Origin of the sequence: Mycolicibacter icosiumassiliensis (assembly GCF_900078685.2) — a bacterium.
Classification (GTDB): Bacteria; Actinomycetota; Actinomycetes; order Mycobacteriales; family Mycobacteriaceae; genus Mycobacterium; species Mycobacterium icosiumassiliensis.
On sequence record NZ_LT546166.1, the window covers coordinates 2,405,673 to 2,421,253 of the forward strand.

The 15,581-nt window shown below is 66.9% G+C and carries 18 protein-coding genes; 8 read left to right on the plus strand and 10 right to left on the minus strand.

Annotated features, from left to right (window positions below; all coding sequences use genetic code 11):
• Positions 1 to 155: 155 nt before the first annotated feature.
• Together BN4346_RS35495 and BN4346_RS35500 are read left to right on the plus strand one after the other, a co-directional pair.
• On the plus strand, positions 156 to 1,316 hold the full coding sequence (locus BN4346_RS35495) for an acyl-CoA dehydrogenase family protein (RefSeq protein ID WP_067972485.1): 1,161 nt from the start codon (positions 156 to 158) through the stop codon (positions 1,314 to 1,316).
• 238 nt (positions 1,317 to 1,554) lie between these two features.
• A complete protein-coding gene (locus BN4346_RS35500) occupies positions 1,555 to 3,540 on the plus strand; it encodes an LGFP repeat-containing protein (RefSeq protein ID WP_235653633.1) in 1,986 nt (661 codons plus the stop codon).
• An 85-nt stretch (positions 3,541 to 3,625) separates the two neighbouring features.
• Here BN4346_RS35500 and lexA read toward each other — a convergent pair whose 3' ends face one another.
• Positions 3,626 to 4,312, minus strand: coding sequence for a transcriptional repressor LexA (gene lexA, locus BN4346_RS35505; protein WP_067972490.1), 687 nt, complete (start codon positions 4,310 to 4,312; stop codon positions 3,626 to 3,628).
• Positions 4,313 to 4,655: 343 nt separating this feature from the next.
• Here lexA and BN4346_RS35510 point away from each other — a divergent pair, with 343 nt between their 5' ends.
• The 3 genes from BN4346_RS35510 (at position 4,656) to BN4346_RS35520 (ending at position 6,061) form a co-directional block, all read left to right on the plus strand.
• Positions 4,656 to 4,919, plus strand: a complete 264-nt coding sequence (locus tag BN4346_RS35510; RefSeq protein WP_096867522.1) for a LysM peptidoglycan-binding domain-containing protein — start codon at positions 4,656 to 4,658, stop codon at positions 4,917 to 4,919.
• Between the two features lie 146 nt (positions 4,920 to 5,065).
• Positions 5,066 to 5,530 carry a transcriptional regulator NrdR gene (gene nrdR / locus BN4346_RS35515; protein WP_046285677.1) on the plus strand — a complete coding sequence of 155 codons (465 nt, stop codon included), beginning with the start codon at positions 5,066 to 5,068 and terminating at the stop codon, positions 5,528 to 5,530.
• A gap of 36 nt (positions 5,531 to 5,566) precedes the next feature.
• A complete protein-coding gene (locus BN4346_RS35520) occupies positions 5,567 to 6,061 on the plus strand; it encodes a peroxynitrite isomerase (protein ID WP_067972820.1) in 495 nt (164 codons plus the stop codon).
• A 15-nt stretch (positions 6,062 to 6,076) separates the two neighbouring features.
• Here the strand turns inward: BN4346_RS35520 and BN4346_RS35525 are convergent, their stop codons facing one another.
• Together BN4346_RS35525 and sthA are read right to left on the minus strand one after the other, a co-directional pair.
• The gene (locus BN4346_RS35525; protein ID WP_067972823.1) at positions 6,077 to 7,054 is read right to left on the minus strand and encodes a proteasome assembly chaperone family protein; all 978 of its coding nucleotides are present in this window, start codon (positions 7,052 to 7,054) and stop codon (positions 6,077 to 6,079) included.
• A gap of 174 nt (positions 7,055 to 7,228) precedes the next feature.
• Complete coding sequence (gene sthA, locus BN4346_RS35530) at positions 7,229 to 8,644, minus strand: Si-specific NAD(P)(+) transhydrogenase (protein ID WP_067972493.1); 1,416 nt, start codon at positions 8,642 to 8,644, stop codon at positions 7,229 to 7,231.
• A 141-nt stretch (positions 8,645 to 8,785) separates the two neighbouring features.
• On the opposite strand from sthA, the gene BN4346_RS35535 reads away from it, so the two are divergent.
• A complete protein-coding gene (locus BN4346_RS35535; protein ID WP_067972496.1) occupies positions 8,786 to 9,841 on the plus strand; it encodes a DUF4192 domain-containing protein in 1,056 nt (351 codons plus the stop codon).
• A gap of 21 nt (positions 9,842 to 9,862) precedes the next feature.
• Here the strand turns inward: BN4346_RS35535 and BN4346_RS35540 are convergent, their stop codons facing one another.
• From BN4346_RS35540 to BN4346_RS35550, 3 genes are all read right to left on the minus strand, one after another.
• A complete protein-coding gene (locus BN4346_RS35540) occupies positions 9,863 to 10,555 on the minus strand; it encodes a metal-dependent transcriptional regulator (protein ID WP_067972499.1) in 693 nt (230 codons plus the stop codon).
• A 155-nt stretch (positions 10,556 to 10,710) separates the two neighbouring features.
• Positions 10,711 to 11,676: a sigma-70 family RNA polymerase sigma factor gene (locus tag BN4346_RS35545; protein WP_036458705.1), complete on the minus strand. Its 966-nt coding sequence runs from the start codon at positions 11,674 to 11,676 to the stop codon at positions 10,711 to 10,713.
• A 129-nt stretch (positions 11,677 to 11,805) separates the two neighbouring features.
• Positions 11,806 to 12,231 carry a DUF3099 domain-containing protein gene (locus tag BN4346_RS35550; RefSeq protein ID WP_078058638.1) on the minus strand — a complete coding sequence of 142 codons (426 nt, stop codon included), beginning with the start codon at positions 12,229 to 12,231 and terminating at the stop codon, positions 11,806 to 11,808.
• 65 nt (positions 12,232 to 12,296) lie between these two features.
• On the opposite strand from BN4346_RS35550, the gene BN4346_RS35555 reads away from it, so the two are divergent.
• A complete protein-coding gene (locus tag BN4346_RS35555; RefSeq protein ID WP_036458716.1) occupies positions 12,297 to 12,536 on the plus strand; it encodes a DUF3039 domain-containing protein in 240 nt (79 codons plus the stop codon).
• Here BN4346_RS35555 and BN4346_RS35560 read toward each other — a convergent pair.
• Both BN4346_RS35560 and BN4346_RS35565 read right to left on the minus strand, forming a co-directional pair.
• Complete coding sequence (locus BN4346_RS35560; RefSeq protein ID WP_067972504.1) at positions 12,523 to 13,470, minus strand: YihY/virulence factor BrkB family protein; 948 nt, start codon at positions 13,468 to 13,470, stop codon at positions 12,523 to 12,525. The genes BN4346_RS35555 and BN4346_RS35560 overlap by 14 nt on opposite strands.
• A gap of 74 nt (positions 13,471 to 13,544) precedes the next feature.
• Positions 13,545 to 13,739, minus strand: coding sequence for a DUF7455 domain-containing protein (locus BN4346_RS35565; RefSeq protein WP_065041647.1), 195 nt, complete (start codon positions 13,737 to 13,739; stop codon positions 13,545 to 13,547).
• 119 nt (positions 13,740 to 13,858) lie between these two features.
• On the opposite strand from BN4346_RS35565, the gene BN4346_RS35570 reads away from it, so the two are divergent.
• Positions 13,859 to 14,224, plus strand: coding sequence for a DUF952 domain-containing protein (locus tag BN4346_RS35570; RefSeq protein WP_067972507.1), 366 nt, complete (start codon positions 13,859 to 13,861; stop codon positions 14,222 to 14,224).
• Here the strand turns inward: BN4346_RS35570 and BN4346_RS35575 are convergent.
• Together BN4346_RS35575 and BN4346_RS35580 are read right to left on the minus strand one after the other, a co-directional pair.
• The gene (locus BN4346_RS35575; RefSeq protein ID WP_067972511.1) at positions 14,175 to 14,462 is read right to left on the minus strand and encodes a hypothetical protein; all 288 of its coding nucleotides are present in this window, start codon (positions 14,460 to 14,462) and stop codon (positions 14,175 to 14,177) included. The genes BN4346_RS35570 and BN4346_RS35575 overlap by 50 nt on opposite strands.
• Before the next feature lie 38 nt (positions 14,463 to 14,500).
• Positions 14,501 to 15,571, minus strand: coding sequence for a methyltransferase (locus BN4346_RS35580; RefSeq protein ID WP_067972514.1), 1,071 nt, complete (start codon positions 15,569 to 15,571; stop codon positions 14,501 to 14,503).
• Positions 15,572 to 15,581: the final 10 nt, after the last annotated feature.

A 15,581-nucleotide genomic window follows, 5' to 3' on the forward strand; every position in this document is an offset into this window, starting at 1 on the left:
CCGCGCAGGCCGATGGCCGGCGACGGCAGCGGGGCGGCGCCGGACAGCGTCGACACGGTGGGGTAGCGCACTAGCGCCGGCACCCACCACCGCATCGCCCAACCATCCGGTTGGTCTATTCTCGTCGGAAAGATCCGTCGACCGGAGGTCAGGCAATGAGTGCCGCAATCAAATACCAGCGAACCCTGTTCGAGCCCGAACACGAGCTGTTCCGGGAGTCGTTCCGGGCCTTCCTGGATCGCCACGCCGCGCCCTACCAGGAGGAGTGGGAGAAGGCCAAGATCGTTGACCGCTCCGTGTGGCTCGAAGCCGGCAAACAGGGTTTCTTGGGCATGGCGGTGCCCGAGGAGTACGGCGGCGGCGGCAACCCGGACTTCCGCTACAACACGATCATCACCGAGGAAGTCACCGCCGGCCGCTACAGCGGGCTGGGTTTCAGCCTGCACAACGACGTCTGCGCGCCGTACCTGCTGGAATTGTGCAACGAGGAACAGAAGCAGCGCTGGTTGCCGAAGTTCTGCACCGGTGAGCTGATCACCGCAATCGCGATGACCGAGCCGGGCACCGGCAGCGACCTGCAGGGCATCAAAACCCGCGCGGTCAAGCAGGGCGACCACTATGTGCTCAACGGCTCCAAGACGTTCATCACCAACGGCATCCACTCCGATCTGGTGATCGTCGTCGCTCAGACCGACCCCGAGAAGGGCGCGCAGGGCTTCTCCCTGCTGGTCGTGGAGCGCGGGATGGAGGGCTTCGAGCGTGGCCGTCACCTGGACAAGATTGGTTTGGACGCCCAGGACACCGCCGAGTTGTCCTTCACCGACGTGCACGTCCCGGTGGAGAACCTGCTCGGCCAGGAGGGCATGGGCTTCATCTACCTGATGCAGAACCTGCCGCAGGAGCGGATCTCGATCGCGATCATGGCCGCCGGGGCGATGGAGGCGGTGCTGGAGCAGACGATCCAGTACACCAAGGAGCGCAAGGCGTTCGGCAAGCCGATCGGCAGTTTCCAGAACAGCCGGTTCCTGCTGGCAGAGCTGGCCACCGAGGCCACCGTGGTGCGCATGATGGTCGACGAGTTCGTGAAGTTGCACCTGGACAAAAAGCTGACCGTCGAGCAGGCCGCGATGGCCAAGTGGTATTCCACTGAGAAGCAGGTGCACCTGATCGACCGCTGCCTGCAGCTGCACGGTGGATACGGCTACATGCGGGAATACCCGGTCGCGCGGGCTTATCTGGATGCCCGCGTGCAGACCATTTACGGCGGCACCACCGAGATCATGAAAGAGATCATCGGCCGCAGCCTCGGCGTCTAGCCGAGGCAATCGGGAACGATTACGGCGCTCAACCGGGCGCTGCAAGGGGCGCTACCTGCAGGTTTGGTAGCGCCCCTCGTTTCGTTCAGGGCAGCGGCTTTGGCATCATTTCAGCATCGGGTGGGTATCTGTTTCCGCAATATCGATGACTTGGCTTCGAAACTCGGGCCGATTGCGGGAAAGTCTATGCCGGAAACATTTGCGTCGATAACGTCGATAATGATGCCTGGGAGGGCTGGTGACTAGTCGGAAAGATCGGTTCGGCACGACGGCGGTGCGCATGGCGCTCGGCCTGGCGGCGACGGTCACCGTGCTCTTGTCGGTGCAGACCGCCGCGGCGACGCCGGACAGCGATGCCCACGACGCCATAACGGCGGCTTGGCAGGCGGCCGGCGGCGACGGGTCGCCGCTGGGTGCCCCCAAGGGGGACGTGCACCCGGCCGGCGTCGGATTCGCCCAGGATTTCGCCGGTGGCACCATCTTCTTCACCCCGGAGACCGGCGCCAAGGCGCTCTACGGCGCGATCCTGGACAAGTACGAGGCGCTGGGGGGCGCGGCCGACAACGGCCTCGGATTCCCCAGCAGCGATGAGGTGCCCGGACTGGTCCCCGACAGTCGGGTGGCCATCCTGTCCGGCGCCGACAACCCGGTGATCTTCTGGACGCCCGACCACGGCGCTCACGTGGTGCGCGGACCCATCAACGCCGGCTGGGACAAGCTGGGCAGCTCCACCGGAGCGCTCGGAGTCCCGGTCGAGGACGAGAGCTACGACGGCGCCGTCGTCACCCAGAAGTTCAGCGCCGGCACGCTGTCCTTTGACAGTGCGACCCGGACGTTCACCACGGTTCCGCCGGAACTGGCGGCGCAACTGGCCGACCTGCAGGCCCAGGTCGACCCCACCGCGGCCATCGATCAGGCCTGGCGCACCGCCGGCGGTCCCGCCGGAGCACTGGGGGCCAAGCAGGGCGATCAGTACACCGTCGGCGACAACGGCGGCGTGGGCCAGGACTTCGCCCACGGCAAGGTCTATTTCAGCCCGGTCACCGGAGCCAACGCGGTCGAAGGCGACGTGCTGGCCAAGTACGAGTCGCTGGGCGGCCCTGCCGGCAGCGATCTGGGTTTCCCGATCACCAGCACGGCCGACGGAGCGATCCCGGGCAGCAAGTTCAATTCGTTCGCCGCCGACGACGAGCCGGTGATCTTCTTCAGCCCCGATAACGGCGCCTTCGTGGTGCGCGGGGCGATGAAGTCGGCCTGGGACAAGCTCGACGGAGCCACCGGAAAACTGGGTGCCCCGGTGGGTGACCAGACCGTCGAAGGTGACGTGGTGTCGCAGAAGTTCACCGGCGGATCGATCGCCTGGAACCAGGCGAACAACACGTACAGCACCCAACCGGCCGAGCTGGCGCAAGCACTGTCGGGCCTGCAGATTCCGGGCACGAACCTGCCTGACGGCAGCAAGTCGACATCGACTGGCGCCGCCAAGGAGACGCACTGGAACTGGATGTGGGTGCTGATCCCGGTTGCGGTGCTGGCAGTGCTGGGCGCGCTCGCCGGGGCCGCGATGTGGTGGCAGCGGCGTCGTCCGGCCGCTGTGCTGCCGGGCTCGCCGGTCGCTGTGCCGGCCCCGGTCGCGGACGACTACGACGACGATGACGAGCAGTGGGCACACCACGACCGCCACGAAGACCAGCGCGAGCACGAGGGCACCGTCCGCTTGCCGAGTCGCTACGGCGCATCGCCGTATGCGTCCGAGCCCGAACTGCCCGTTTCGTCGATCCCAGATGCGCCGTGGCTGCACTACGGCGAGCACGAGACCGAGGCGGAAGCCGACGACGATGATGACACCGACACCGCCCCCACCCGGGTGGTGACCGAAGAAGACTTCGGCACCGGCCGGCACGCCGTGGGGCACGGCGGCGCGGGCTCGGACCTGCGCGGATTCGGTTCAGAGCCGCGCAGGTTCGGCGGTGGCGCGGACACCCGCACGTTCGGCGGTGGCGCGGAAGCGCGCACCTTTGGCATCGACGAATCGGTACACCCGGTGATGCACCTGCCGTTGGACGACCCTTACCAGCAGCCGAGCGGCTACCCGATCAAGGCGAACATCGGCTCGGGGCTCTACTACACCCCGCAGAATGCCCTCTATGAGGACACCCTCGCCGAGATCTGGTTCGCCACCGAGGACGCGGCGCGGCTCAACGGCTTCACCCGGGCAGGCTGATCACCACAGCGGCAGCGGCAGGTCGCGTTCGCGCTGCGGGCGCGGGCCGAAGATTCGTCGACCGGTGGACTCGGCGCGAACGTGATCAGATCTTGCGGATGACGGTCACGACTTTGCCCAGCACCACCGCGTCGTTGCCGGGGATGGGATCGAAAATGGGGTTGTGCGGCATCAGCCACACCTGGCCACCGGTGCGTTTGAATGTCTTGACGGTGGCCTCGCCATCGATCATGGCGGCCACGATGTCGCCGTTGTCGGCGACGTTCTGTTGGCGCACCACAACCCAGTCGCCGTCGCAGATCGCGGCGTCCACCATCGATTCGCCGACCACCTTGAGCAAGAACAGTTCACCTTCACCGACCAGCTCGCGGGGGAGCGGGAAGACATCCTCGACGGCTTCTTCGGCCAGGATCGGCCCGCCGGCGGCGATCCGGCCCAGCACCGGCACGAAAGTGGGCTCGGGCAGCGCATCCGAACCGGGGAACTCGGTGCGCTGTGCGGCCTCGGCGGCGCCGGCCAGATCATCCTGACTGCGGACGTCGACAGCGCGGGGGCGGTTGGGGTCACGGCGCAAATAGCCCTTGCGCTCGAGCGTGCGCAGCTGGTGAGCAACGGAGGAAGTCGACGTCAGCCCGACGGCGTCGCCGATCTCGCGAATGCTCGGCGGGTAACCCCGTTCGTTCACCGAAGCGCGGATGACATTCAGGATCGTGCGCTGGCGGGCGGTCAGCGCTGAGTCCGGGCCGGTCGGGTTAGTGCTGCTGTCACTCATGGGGCGAATCTAGTCGCATCGCTGCAATTAATCAAACATGTGTTCGAGGTGTGTCGCGCGAACGTTCGAAATCGTCGGCGACCTGTCGGACCCCTTCGCTAATGTTTTCGACAACGTTTCGATCACATGTTCGGACATCGAACATACAATCGATTAGTATTCGAACAGTCGAGCGAACAGGGTCGCCGACGCCGAGTGAGGGAGAACCGCACATGATGCTCATCGACACGATCGCTCCGACGTTCGAGCCGGCCGGGTACGCGCGGGCTCGGGAGCAGCGCGGTCCCCGGACGTCGGGTCGCGCCTACCCGATCCCAAGGCGATCACGTCGGCGACCACCGTCGTGCTGGCCCTGATCGCCGCCGGGATCACCGTGTGGCTCGGACTGATCGCCCAGTTCGGTGCGGCAGCGGCCGGCAGCGCCTCCGCTGTGCCCGACCAACTCGGCGTGGTACGCGTCCAGAGCGGGGAGAGCTTGGCGCACCTGGCGGCCCGTGTCGCGCCGGATGCGCCGGCCGGGCAGGTCATCGAGCGCATCCGTGAGCTCAACAGCCTGGAGTCGGTGGCCCTGGACGCCGGCCAGACGCTGATCGCGCCGCTGGGCTGAGGTTTGACGTGTCCGTTCCGCCGTCGTTTGCGGCCACTGCGGGGTACCGCCGGCAACCCGCGCAGGTACGCTCGCAGTTGTCCCAGTGGTCCAGGGTGCCTCAGCTGTCGGAGGGCCCGGGTTCCCGGCACGGCGAAGGAGCGGCAATGCACTGCCCTTTTTGTCGCCATCCAGACTCCCGGGTGGTGGATTCCCGCGAAGCGGACGAAGGTCAGGCCATCCGGCGCCGCCGTTCCTGTCCGGAATGCGGCCGTCGTTTCTCCACCGTGGAAACCGCGGTGCTAGCGGTGGTCAAGCGCAGTGGCGTCACAGAGCCATTCAGCCGGGAGAAGGTCATGCGCGGGGTGCGCCGGGCCTGCCAGGGGCGCCAGGTCGATGACGACGCGCTGAACCTGCTGGCGCAGCAGGTGGAAGACGCTGTGCGAGCGGCGGGTTCGCCGGAGATTCCCAGTCACGAGGTGGGGCTGGCGATTCTGGGCCCGCTGCGCGAACTCGACGAAGTGGCCTATCTGCGATTCGCCTCGGTGTACCGGTCGTTTTCCTCGGCCGCCGACTTCGAGCGGGAGATCGAGGCCCTGCGCGAACATCGCGAGATGCCCAGCACCAGTTGAGCCGTGCGGGCGACCGCCGCGCACTACGCTGGCGTCATGGCACCCGAGTTGCATCCGAATCTTGTGGAGCTGGCCCCGCTGTTGGGCACCTGGTCGGGCCGGGGATCCGGGGTGTATCCCACGATCGCGTCATTCGACTACCTCGAAGAGGTGGTGTTCTCACACGTCGGCAAGCCGTTCCTGGTGTACGGCCAGAAGACCAAGTCACCCGCCGAGGGCCTGCCTCTGCATGCCGAGACCGGCTATCTGCGGGTGCCGCAACCCGGCCAGATCGAATGGGTGCTGGCGCACCCCAGCGGCATCACCGAGATCGAGGTCGGCAGCTACACGGTCACCGCCGACGGCGTGGAACTGCAGATGTCCGCGCCGACGATCGGGCTGGCGCCGACAGCCAAAGAGGTGACCGTGCTGCGCCGCCACTATCGGCTCGACGGTGATGAGTTGTCTTACACGCTGGACATGGGCGCAGTCGGCCAGCCGGCGCAGAACCACCTCACCGCCACGCTTCGTCGAACCACCGGCTCGGCATAGCCCCCTGCGGGGCGATCAGTCGTCGCCGTCGAGGTTCTTCTTCGCTTCCTGCGCCAGGAAGCGTTCGAACTCGGCCCCGAGCTCGTCGGCGCTGGGCAGCTCCTCATCGCGTGACAGTAGCGAGCGGTTCTCCTGGGCGGTGACGAACGCGTCGTACTGACGTTCCAGGGCGGTCACCACTTGGGCCACTTCGGAACTCGCTTCGACCTGCTGGTCGATCTTGGCCCGGATCTCGGCGGCGGCGTCACGGAGCTCGGCCAACGGCAGATCCAGTGCGCCGGTCTGGGCGGCCTGCTTGAGCAGCGCCTCGGCGGCCTCAGGGTAGTCGGTTTGGGCCACGTAATGCGGCACATGCACGGTGAAGCCGACGACCTCATGGCCGTGCTGCGCCATCCGGTACTCCAACAGGTTGGACGCGCTGCCCGGAACCTGAACCTCGGTGATCCACGGGGTGAATTCGCTGATCAGGTCGCGATTGTTGGAATGCGCGGTCAGCGTCACCGGCCGGGTGTGCGGAACGGCCATGGGGATCGTGCCCAGGCCGATGGTCCGGCGCACGCCGAGCTGCTCGGCCAGCAGCCGTACTGCGGTGATGAACCGCTCCCACTTCAGGTCGGGCTCCATGCCTGCCAACAGCAAAAACGGGGTGCCCGCACTGTCCCGCAACGCGTGCAGGCTGAGCTCGGGCTCGGTGTAATGGGTGAAATGGTCGGACTTGAACGTCATCAGCGGCCGCCGCGAGCGGTAGTCGAGCAGGTCGTCGATCGCGAACGACGCCACCAACTCGCTGTCCAGCTTGCTCGTGAGGTGCTTGGCGGCCAGCCGGATTGCGTGGCCGGCGTCGGAGAAGCCCTCCAAGGCGTGGATCAGGACCGGTCCCTCGCCGTCCGCTGACATCAGCTGCGGCGCCGGAACCTCTAGCTCGTACATGCCGCTCTGCTCGACCTGGTAGTGCAGGCCCCGGTCGGGACCGTTGTCCGGGTGGTCGGCCATCGCCTTCGCCTCCTCATTGTGCAGATCGCAATGGATCGCACCGTCCATTTTCCCCTACCGGGGGCCGCACGCCGAAAACGGTGCGCGCATGTGCTGGACAACGTACGGGAGCACCGTCGGAATTCCGCGCGCCGACGGCGTTCGCTGAGCGAGGAAAAGGTCTCCGGTGGCGCCTCAGGTGCGGAATTGCTGTAGGGCCCGCATTTTGTTCATCACGTCCAATGCGGCGTTCTTGTACGCCTCGGAGAACGTCGGGTAGTTGAACACCGCATCCACCAGGTATTCCACCGTGCCGCCGCATCCCATGACGGCCTGGCCGATGTGCACCATCTCGGTGGCGTTGGTGCCGAAGATGTGCACGCCGAGCAGCCTCAGGTCGGTCGTGGACACCAGCAGCTTGAGCATCCCGTAGGAGTCGCCGGCGATCTGGCCGCGGGCCAGCTCGCGATACCGGGCCACCCCCACCTCGTAGGGGATCGCGCTACGGGTCAGTTCCAGCTCGGTCGCCCCCACGTAGGAGACCTCCGGGATTGAGTAGATCCCGATCGGCTGCAGGTCGGTGATCCCGTCGGTCGGCTCGCCGAATGCGTGGTAGGCGGCCAGCCGGCCCTGCTCCATCGATGTCGCCGCCAAGGCCGGGAAGCCGATCACATCACCGACGGCGTAGATGTGCTCGACCGAGGTCTGGAACATCTCGTCGACGACGATGCGGCCCCGCTCGTCGGTAGCCAGGCCCGCGTTGGCCAGGTCGAGGTGGGCGGTGTGGCCTTGGCGCCCAGCCGAGTACATCACCGTCTCGGCGGGGATCTGTTTTCCGCTGGCCAACGTGGTGACAGTGCCGCTCGAACTGACGTCGACGGCGGTCACCTCCTCGCCGAACCGGAACGTGACGGCGAGGTCGCGCAGGTGAAAACGCAGGGCTTCGACCACCTCCGGGTCGCAGAACTCCAGCATCGAGTCTCGTTTCTCCACCACTGTCACCCGGGTGCCCAGTGCCGCGAACATCGAGGCGTACTCGATCCCGATCACGCCGGCGCCGACGACCACCATCGACGCCGGGATGAATCGCAGGTCGAGGATCCCGTCGGAGTCCAGCACCCGTTCCTCGTCGAACGTCACGCCGGCGGGACGGACCGGTTGGGTTCCGGTGGCGATAACGATGTAATCGCCTGTGATCGTGGTCTTCTCGGTGCCGCCCTGGCCTTCGACGACGATCGTGTGCGGGTCGATGAATCGGCCGTGTCCCAGGATCAGATCGACGCGGTTGCGCATCAGCTGGTTGCGCACCACCTCGGTTTCCTTGCCGATCACGTGCTGGGTGCGCGCCAGGAGATCCGCGGGAGTGATCTTGTCCTTGACCCGGTAGCTGGCGCCGTAGAGGTCCCGCTGGTTCATCCCGGTCAGGTACAGCACCGCCTCGCGCAGTGTCTTGGACGGGATGGTTCCGGTGTTCACGCAGACGCCACCGATCATTCGGCCGCGTTCGACCACCGCGACAGACTTACCGAGTTTGGCCGATGCGATGGCGGCCTTCTGCCCCCCTGGACCTGAACCGATGACGATGATGTCGTACTCGCGTTTCGAATCCATGACACTGACACTTACGCCCATTCGCCCGCTCACGCATCTCGAACATCCATCTGTTCACAGTTGCCGGTTCATCCCCAACCTGGCGGGCGGGCGGGCGTGCACGCGCCCCCGATGACGGGGGTGGTCGTCAACGTTGCTGTCATGACAACCAAGCAACCGGAATTCACGCTGAATCGGCCCGGAGCCCTCATCGCGGCGTTGCCCGCCATCCTCGGCTTCGTGCCGGAGAAATCCCTGATACTGGTGGCGCTCGATGGGGGTGAACTGGGCTCGGTGCTGCGGGTCGACCTGTCCGACGCGCTGGTGGACACCGTCGGGCGGCTCGCCGACGTCGCCGCGGCCGCGGCTCCGGCGGCGGCCATCGCGGTGATCGTCGACGCTGCGGGAGCGCGCTGCCCGGTCTGCAACGACCAGCACCGACGGCTGATTGCCGCGCTGGCCGAGGAGTTGTCGGGCCACGGCATCGTGCTGCTCAGCGCGCACGTGGTGGACCAGGTAGCGCACGGAGGGCGGTGGCACTGTGTCGACGGCTGCGGCGCGGGCGGTCCGGTCGACGATCCGGAGGCGTCGCCGCTGGCGGCCGCCGCGGTGCTGGAGGGCAGGCGGCTGTACGCGCGGCGCGCAGACCTGCAGGCGGTGATCACCCGCGATGACGCGGCACGCTGTGCCGCGGTGGCCGCGGTGATCGACGACTGTGCGGCGCAGTGGGCGGCGGGGGAGGGTGATGCCCGGGACCGGGCCCGCCGCGACGTCGAGCAGGTGCTGGCCGCCGTCGTCGCACTGGCGGGCGGCCGGGAACCGACCGCTGCCGAGCTGGCCAGGCTCGGATGTCCACTCACCGACGTACTGGTCCGGGACACGCTGTGCGCGTTGGCGATCGGCGAGCGCGCAGACGAAGCCGAGCGGCTTTGGTCGGCGTTGGCCCGCACCCTGCCCGACCCGTGGCGGGCCGAGGCACTGGTCCTGCTGGCATTCAGCGCCTACGCACGTGGCGACGGCCCGCTGGCCGGGGTGTCACTGGAGGCCGCCCTGCGTGGCGAGCCAGGGCATCGGATGGCCGGCCTGCTCGACACCGCGCTGCAGTCCGGGCTGCGGCCCGAGCGCATCCGCGGACTGGCGGACACCGGTTATCGGCTGGCGCAGCAGATCGGGGTGCAGCTGCCGCAGCGACAGGGGTTCGGTCAGCAAGCCAGCTGATACCGCTGACTCGGGGGGCGATCAGACCTTCTGGACCTTCACGGCATGCGCCATCTCGTAGGGCAGGCTCACGTCGGTGTGGCCGGGGATCACGATGGTCACGCCCTCATCGCCATCGGCCTGCACGGTCACCCTGGCGTTGGGCACCACACCGGCTTCCTTGAGCCGAGCGATCAGGTCGATGTCGCCCTGGACGTGCTCGGTGAGCTGGCGCACCACCACCGCCACGGGAGAGCCCGCCGGCAACTCGGTCAGCCGCACCAGGTCGGAATCCCAACTGGCGGAGCCCGCGCCGAAGCCGAGGTCCGGCAGGCCGGGGATGGGGTTGCCGAACGGCGACGTGGTCGGGTTGTCGAGTACTTGAACCAGGCGCCGCTCGACGTCGTCGCTCATCACGTGTTCCCAGCGACAGGCCTCGGCATGCACCTCTTCCAGCGGCAGCCCGATGATGTCGACGAGCAGGCGCTCAGCCAACCGGTGTTTGCGCATCACCGAGACGGCCAGCGTGCGGCCTTTTTCGGTGAGCTCGAGGTGACGGTCGCCGGCGACTTTCAGCAGGCCGTCGCGTTCCATGCGGGACACCGTCTGGCTCACGGTCGGACCGCTTTGTTCCAGTCGCTCGGCTATCCGCGCACGCAGCGGGGTGACACCCTCTTCCTCAAGGTCGTAGATCGTCCTGAGGTACATCTCGGTGGTATCAACCAGGTCATTCATTGGGCACCTTCCGTCGCAGCTGAGTCTACTTCGGCAGCCAAGTACACGGTTACCTATAGCTAGCGGCATCCGGCGCTCCGGCGATAACGCACGTCCGGCGGGCCACCGAGAACGGGCGGCCCGCCGGAGCGGGGGACAAGCGGCCTAGGCCGGCGTCAGCTGGCGTACGAGCGCAGTCGATCGGCGCGCTCGCCGTGGCGCAGCTTGGCCATCACCTCGCGCTCGATCTGGCGAACCCGCTCGCGAGACAGACCGAACAGCTTGCCGATCTGGTCCAGCGTGCGGGGCTGGCCGTCATCGAGGCCGAACCGCAGTCGGATCACCTGGTGCTCGCGTTCGTCGAGGGTGGCCAGCACACTGCGGATATCGGTGTGCAGCAGCTCGGAGATCACCGCGTTCTCCGCCGACATCGCCTCGGAGTCCTCGATGAAGTCGCCCAACGGAGCCTCCTCGTCGGAGCCGACCGGCATGTCCAGGCTGACCGGGTCACGGCTGTGCTCGAGCAGGTCATTGATCTTCTCCGCCGGAATGCCCGACTCGGCTGCGAGCTCCTCATCGGTGGCTTCGCGGCCCAGCTGCTGGTGCATCTCGCGCTTGATCCGAGCCAGCTTGTTGACCTGTTCGACCAGGTGGACCGGCAGTCGGATGGTGCGGCTCTGATCCGCCATCCCACGGGTGATGGCCTGGCGGATCCACCACGTCGCATAGGTGGAGAACTTGAAACCCTTTGCGTAGTCGAACTTCTCCATCGCGCGGATCAGACCCAGGTTGCCTTCCTGGATCAGGTCCAGAAGTGGCATGCCCCGACCGGTGTAGCGCTTAGCCAGTGAGACCACCAGTCGCAGGTTGGCTTCCAGCAGATGCCGGCGGGCGGCTTCGCCGTCTCGTACCACCGCGGCGAGTTCGCGCTTGCGCTTCTCGCCGAAACGCTTGCGGGTGTCGAGCAGGTGCTGCGCGTATAGTCCGGCCTCGATCCGCTTGGCGAGCTCTACCTCGTCGGCGGCATTGAGCAATGCTGTCTTGCCGATCCCGTTGAGGTACACCCGCACCAGATCTGCGGCTGGGCTCTGCGCGTCCAGATCGCCGTCGATCCGACTGGTGGTGGCATCTGCCTTTGCCATTGCGGCCTCCCCTTTGATCGGCTTCTGCTGTCACACGTGTCAACGCTCGACACGCGTGCAGAGTTCCCGGCCGATCCCTTTTCCACACCACTTGACGTGCGGAAATGCGGGTATGACTTTGAGAATGTGCTAAGAACCGGTACCGTACGGCGCTTCGCCGGCCGTGCTGCCGCCCGAGTCCGGGCCCTTCGGCCGCTCCAGGGCCGGGCGGGTGCCGGTGGGGAACAGCGGCGTGCGAGTGGGAGCCGCGTCATACCGGCGGGGCTCCTCGGCGCTGCGGGGAGGCCGATCGTTGGCGATCAGCACGGCCATCCACGGCAGCGGGATCGATGCCACGAGAATCAGCAGGGAGATCAGGCCGTTGTGCCAGATTCCGTAGGCGACCGCGGCCAGGATCAGCGCAGGCACCCGGAACGCCATCAAGGTCAGGTACTTGCGTACCCGTTCGCGGTGCTGCTGCTCGTAGGACGGGGCGGCCGCAGTGATCAGGACCGGTCGGCCGTCGTCGTCGAAACCCAGCTCGGGGCCGTGCTTCATCACTCCACTGTCCCACACGAGCGATTAGGTGGCACGAGGGGTTTTGGATCATCTCCAGTTCTGGGCACAATGGGGACATGGGCATACAGACCGACACCCTTGAACGCACCGACTCGGAGGAACGCGTCGATGACGGGACCGACGGCGACACCCCGAAGTATTTCCACTACGTCAAGAAGGACAAGATCGCTGAGAGCGCGGTCATGGGCACGCACGTGGTGGCGCTGTGCGGCGAGGTCTTCCCGGTGACCAAGTCGGCCAAGCCGGGTTCTCCGGTCTGCCCGGACTGCAAAAAGATCTACGCGACTCTCAAGCAGGCTTGACCGGATCGGTGTCATCGCTGGCCTGGCCGGCTCGTGACACCACCCACCTGCGCAGCTGGTGCAGGTGGGTGGCCTGCGCGGGCCACTCCTCTTGGACCGCTGCGTTCAGTTCTGCGCCCAGCATGATGGCGAAGCCGAGTAGGAATGCGAACAATAGGAAGGCGATAGGCGTCGCCAGCGCCCCATAGGTATAGCCGGTGCTGGTGATGTAGCGCAGGTAGATTCGCAGCCCCATTGTTGCCACGACGAACACCGTGGTGGCCAACAGTGCGCCGAACACCAGGCGATGTGAGGGCAGGGGCTTGGGCAGCGACACCCGGTAGAGCACGGTCACCGCCAGCAGCAGGCCCAACACCAATGCCGGGTAGTAGCCGAACCGCAGCACGTCGGTCCACTGGGCCGGTAGGTGCTCGGCGACTGCGTGCGGCCCCAGTGCGGCCAACGGTGCGGTGGCCACGGCGATCACCAGCATGGCGACGTAGAGACCCAACGCAAAGAAGCGTTGTCGCACCGGATGCCGCAGCGGGGTTTGATCGTGGGCCTCGACCACCGAGTCGACGAACGCCGAGATCGCCGAGGACCCGGCCCACAACGAGATCACGAATCCCAGCGAGACCACCTCGCCGCGGGCATTGGCCACGATGTCCCGCACGGTCGGCTCGATGATCTCCACCACGACGTTCTTCGAGAAGAAGCTGCTGGCCATGCCGATCAGCCGGTCCTGGATGGTGGTCAGCGTGTCCGGCCCGAACAGCGGCGCCACGTAGGACAGGCTGCCCAGCATTCCCAGCAGCAACGGTGGCAGCGACAACACCGACCAAAAACCCGCCTGTGCCGATTCGGCGAAGATCGAATCGTCCCAGCTCTTGACCAGGGTGCGACGTGCAACACGGAGCAGGTGATGGCGGGAAGGTGTGGGGATCCGGTCACTCATGACCAGCCCAGCATTCCTGACGGGTGCTGCTATTGCACAATCGCGCAGACCGGCGTGTTGTGTGTCGGCTCTGGCTAGGCCTCAGTCGTTGCGCTGACCTGAATCACGGCAGCCAGCTCGATCAGCTTGGCTTCGTGCTCGTTGGCGTGATGCTGGCAGAAAAGAAGTTCGGCACCGGAGGGCAGCGTGGCTCGTACCCGTGCGGCAGCACCGCACCGGTCGCATCGATCAGCCCGAGTGAGCTCGGGACTGGTCAGAGTCGCGTTCATGGGCTCCTCCGTTCTCGCGGTTGTTCTCAAGTGTGTCAGACGCTTGCGCGTTCGGCGTTGTTCCCCGGTTCGGCTGTGTCGTGTCTCACCCCGGGAGGCGGTGCGGCAGGATCGGTGCCATGACACCTTCCGGGATCCCGTCCGGTGCGCTGGTGCACCTGTGCAGCGCCGCCGACTGGGCGCAGGCGCAGGCGTGCGGGGCACTGTGTCCGGAGTCGTTGGAGAGTGTGGGATTCGTGCACTTGTCGACCCCGCAGCAGGTGCACCTGCCCGCGAATCGGCTGTATCGAGGCTGCACGGATCTGGTGTTGCTGCAGGTGGATCCGGCCAAAGTCGGCGCACCGGTGCGCTGGGAGCCGGGCGTACCGAGCGATCCGGAGGCCATGCTGTTCCCGCACCTGTACGGGCCGTTGCCCGCCTCAGCGGTGATCGGTGTCAGTGATTATCGGCCCGGTCCGGACGGGGTGTTCGCTCCGGCCGGTTGAGGTTGAACGGGGTGGTCGGCTTGGCTGCCGACGCCCGGGTGAGTTCGCTACGGGCGAACGTGGTCTGCGCCTTGTTGATCAGAACGGCCGGCACTCGCGGCCAGGCGGCGGCGATCGCGTTGATCGCATCGAGCACAGCGGGATTCAGATCGGCCTCGGCCGGCACCCGGTGGCCGTGTGTGGCAGCACGCTTTAACAACGCGGCGAAAGTCGCCTGCGACGCGTCATCCGTCGGCATGCTGGGCGATCCTACGCCGCGGCGCCGGCGTCGGCGCGTTAGACCGCTCGGGCCTCGACGATCGACAGCGGGCTGGTGGTGGGCACCACGCGCTGCAGTTCGAATCCCGACTGGGACAGCAACTCGGCGTACTCCCGCCGGGTGCGTTCCTGCCCGCCGGCGGCAACCAGCATCTCCAGATCCAGCACCAGACCCAGGTGGGCGGGCGCGCCCTCGGGCAGCACCATCTCGAACAGCAGCACCTTGCCGCCGGGTGCGATGGCGGCCCGGACGTTGCGCAGAATCGCCAACGATTGCTCGTCGTCCCAGTCGTGGATGACGGTCTTGAGCAGATAGGTGTCGCCGCCGGCGGGGACCGACTCGAAGAAGGATCCGCTCTGGATGTCGCAGCGCGAGGCCACGTCCGCCACCGTCGCGCCGGCCACCACCTGCGGCAGGTCGAACAACACGCCGCGGGCGTCGGGCGCCTGACGCAGTACCGCGGCCAACAGCGCTCCGTGGCCGCCGCCCACATCCACGATCAGCTTGCTGTGGCTGAAATCGTATGCGGGAACGGCGCTTTCGACAGCGACGGTCGAAGCTCCGGTCATGGCGTCGTTGAAGACCTGCGCCAGGTCGGGGTCGGTCTCCAAATACTCGAAGATGGGCATTCCGCGAACCTTGCTGACGGCGGTTTCACCCGTCCGTACGGAGTGCTCGAGGTTCGACCAGTGTTCCCGGTGCGCCGGGTGACCGACGAACGCGATCACCGGGGCCACACTGGCCGGGTTGTCGGAGACCAGCGCGCGTCCGGTGCGGGTCAGTGCGAACCGGCCGTCGCGGCGAAGTTTGAGCACGGAGTTGCTCGCCAAGGCGCGCATCAGCCGGTAGGTGGCGCGGGGGTCGGTGCCCACCCGGTGGGCGACCTCGTCGGCGGTCAGCGGACCGCCTGCCAGCGCGTCGCCAATGCCGAGGCGCACGGCGGCGGCGAGCGCCTGGCCCAGCCATGCGCCGAACGTGAGTTCCATAACGGCGACGGAGGCGGGGACGGTGGCCTGGCGCAGGCGCTGCAGCCCACCACGAAACGCATTGACGGCATTGAGCACTGCCGCCGGCGGTGTTTTGGCCATATCGCTGCGC

Bases quoted from the DNA above. Each gene is read 5' to 3' on its own strand.
- BN4346_RS35495 (WP_067972485.1), top strand. From the start codon at position 156: ATGAGTGCCGCAATCAAATACCAGCGAACCCTGTTCGAGCCCGAACAC.
- lexA (WP_067972490.1), bottom strand. From the start codon at position 4,312: ATGAGTGACAGCAGCACTAACCCGACCGGCCCGGACTCAGCGCTGACC.
- nrdR (WP_046285677.1), top strand. From the start codon at position 5,066: ATGCACTGCCCTTTTTGTCGCCATCCAGACTCCCGGGTGGTGGATTCC.
- BN4346_RS35520 (WP_067972820.1), top strand. From the start codon at position 5,567: ATGGCACCCGAGTTGCATCCGAATCTTGTGGAGCTGGCCCCGCTGTTG.
- BN4346_RS35525 (WP_067972823.1), bottom strand. From the start codon at position 7,054: ATGGCCGACCACCCGGACAACGGTCCCGACCGGGGCCTGCACTACCAG.
- sthA (WP_067972493.1), bottom strand. From the start codon at position 8,644: ATGGATTCGAAACGCGAGTACGACATCATCGTCATCGGTTCAGGTCCA.
- BN4346_RS35535 (WP_067972496.1), top strand. From the start codon at position 8,786: ATGACAACCAAGCAACCGGAATTCACGCTGAATCGGCCCGGAGCCCTC.
- BN4346_RS35540 (WP_067972499.1), bottom strand. From the start codon at position 10,555: ATGAATGACCTGGTTGATACCACCGAGATGTACCTCAGGACGATCTAC.
- BN4346_RS35545 (WP_036458705.1), bottom strand. From the start codon at position 11,676: ATGGCAAAGGCAGATGCCACCACCAGTCGGATCGACGGCGATCTGGAC.
- BN4346_RS35560 (WP_067972504.1), bottom strand. From the start codon at position 13,470: ATGAGTGACCGGATCCCCACACCTTCCCGCCATCACCTGCTCCGTGTT.
- BN4346_RS35565 (WP_065041647.1), bottom strand. From the start codon at position 13,739: ATGAACGCGACTCTGACCAGTCCCGAGCTCACTCGGGCTGATCGATGC.
- BN4346_RS35570 (WP_067972507.1), top strand. From the start codon at position 13,859: ATGACACCTTCCGGGATCCCGTCCGGTGCGCTGGTGCACCTGTGCAGC.
- BN4346_RS35575 (WP_067972511.1), bottom strand. From the start codon at position 14,462: ATGCCGACGGATGACGCGTCGCAGGCGACTTTCGCCGCGTTGTTAAAG.
- BN4346_RS35580 (WP_067972514.1), bottom strand. From the start codon at position 15,571: ATGGCCAAAACACCGCCGGCGGCAGTGCTCAATGCCGTCAATGCGTTT.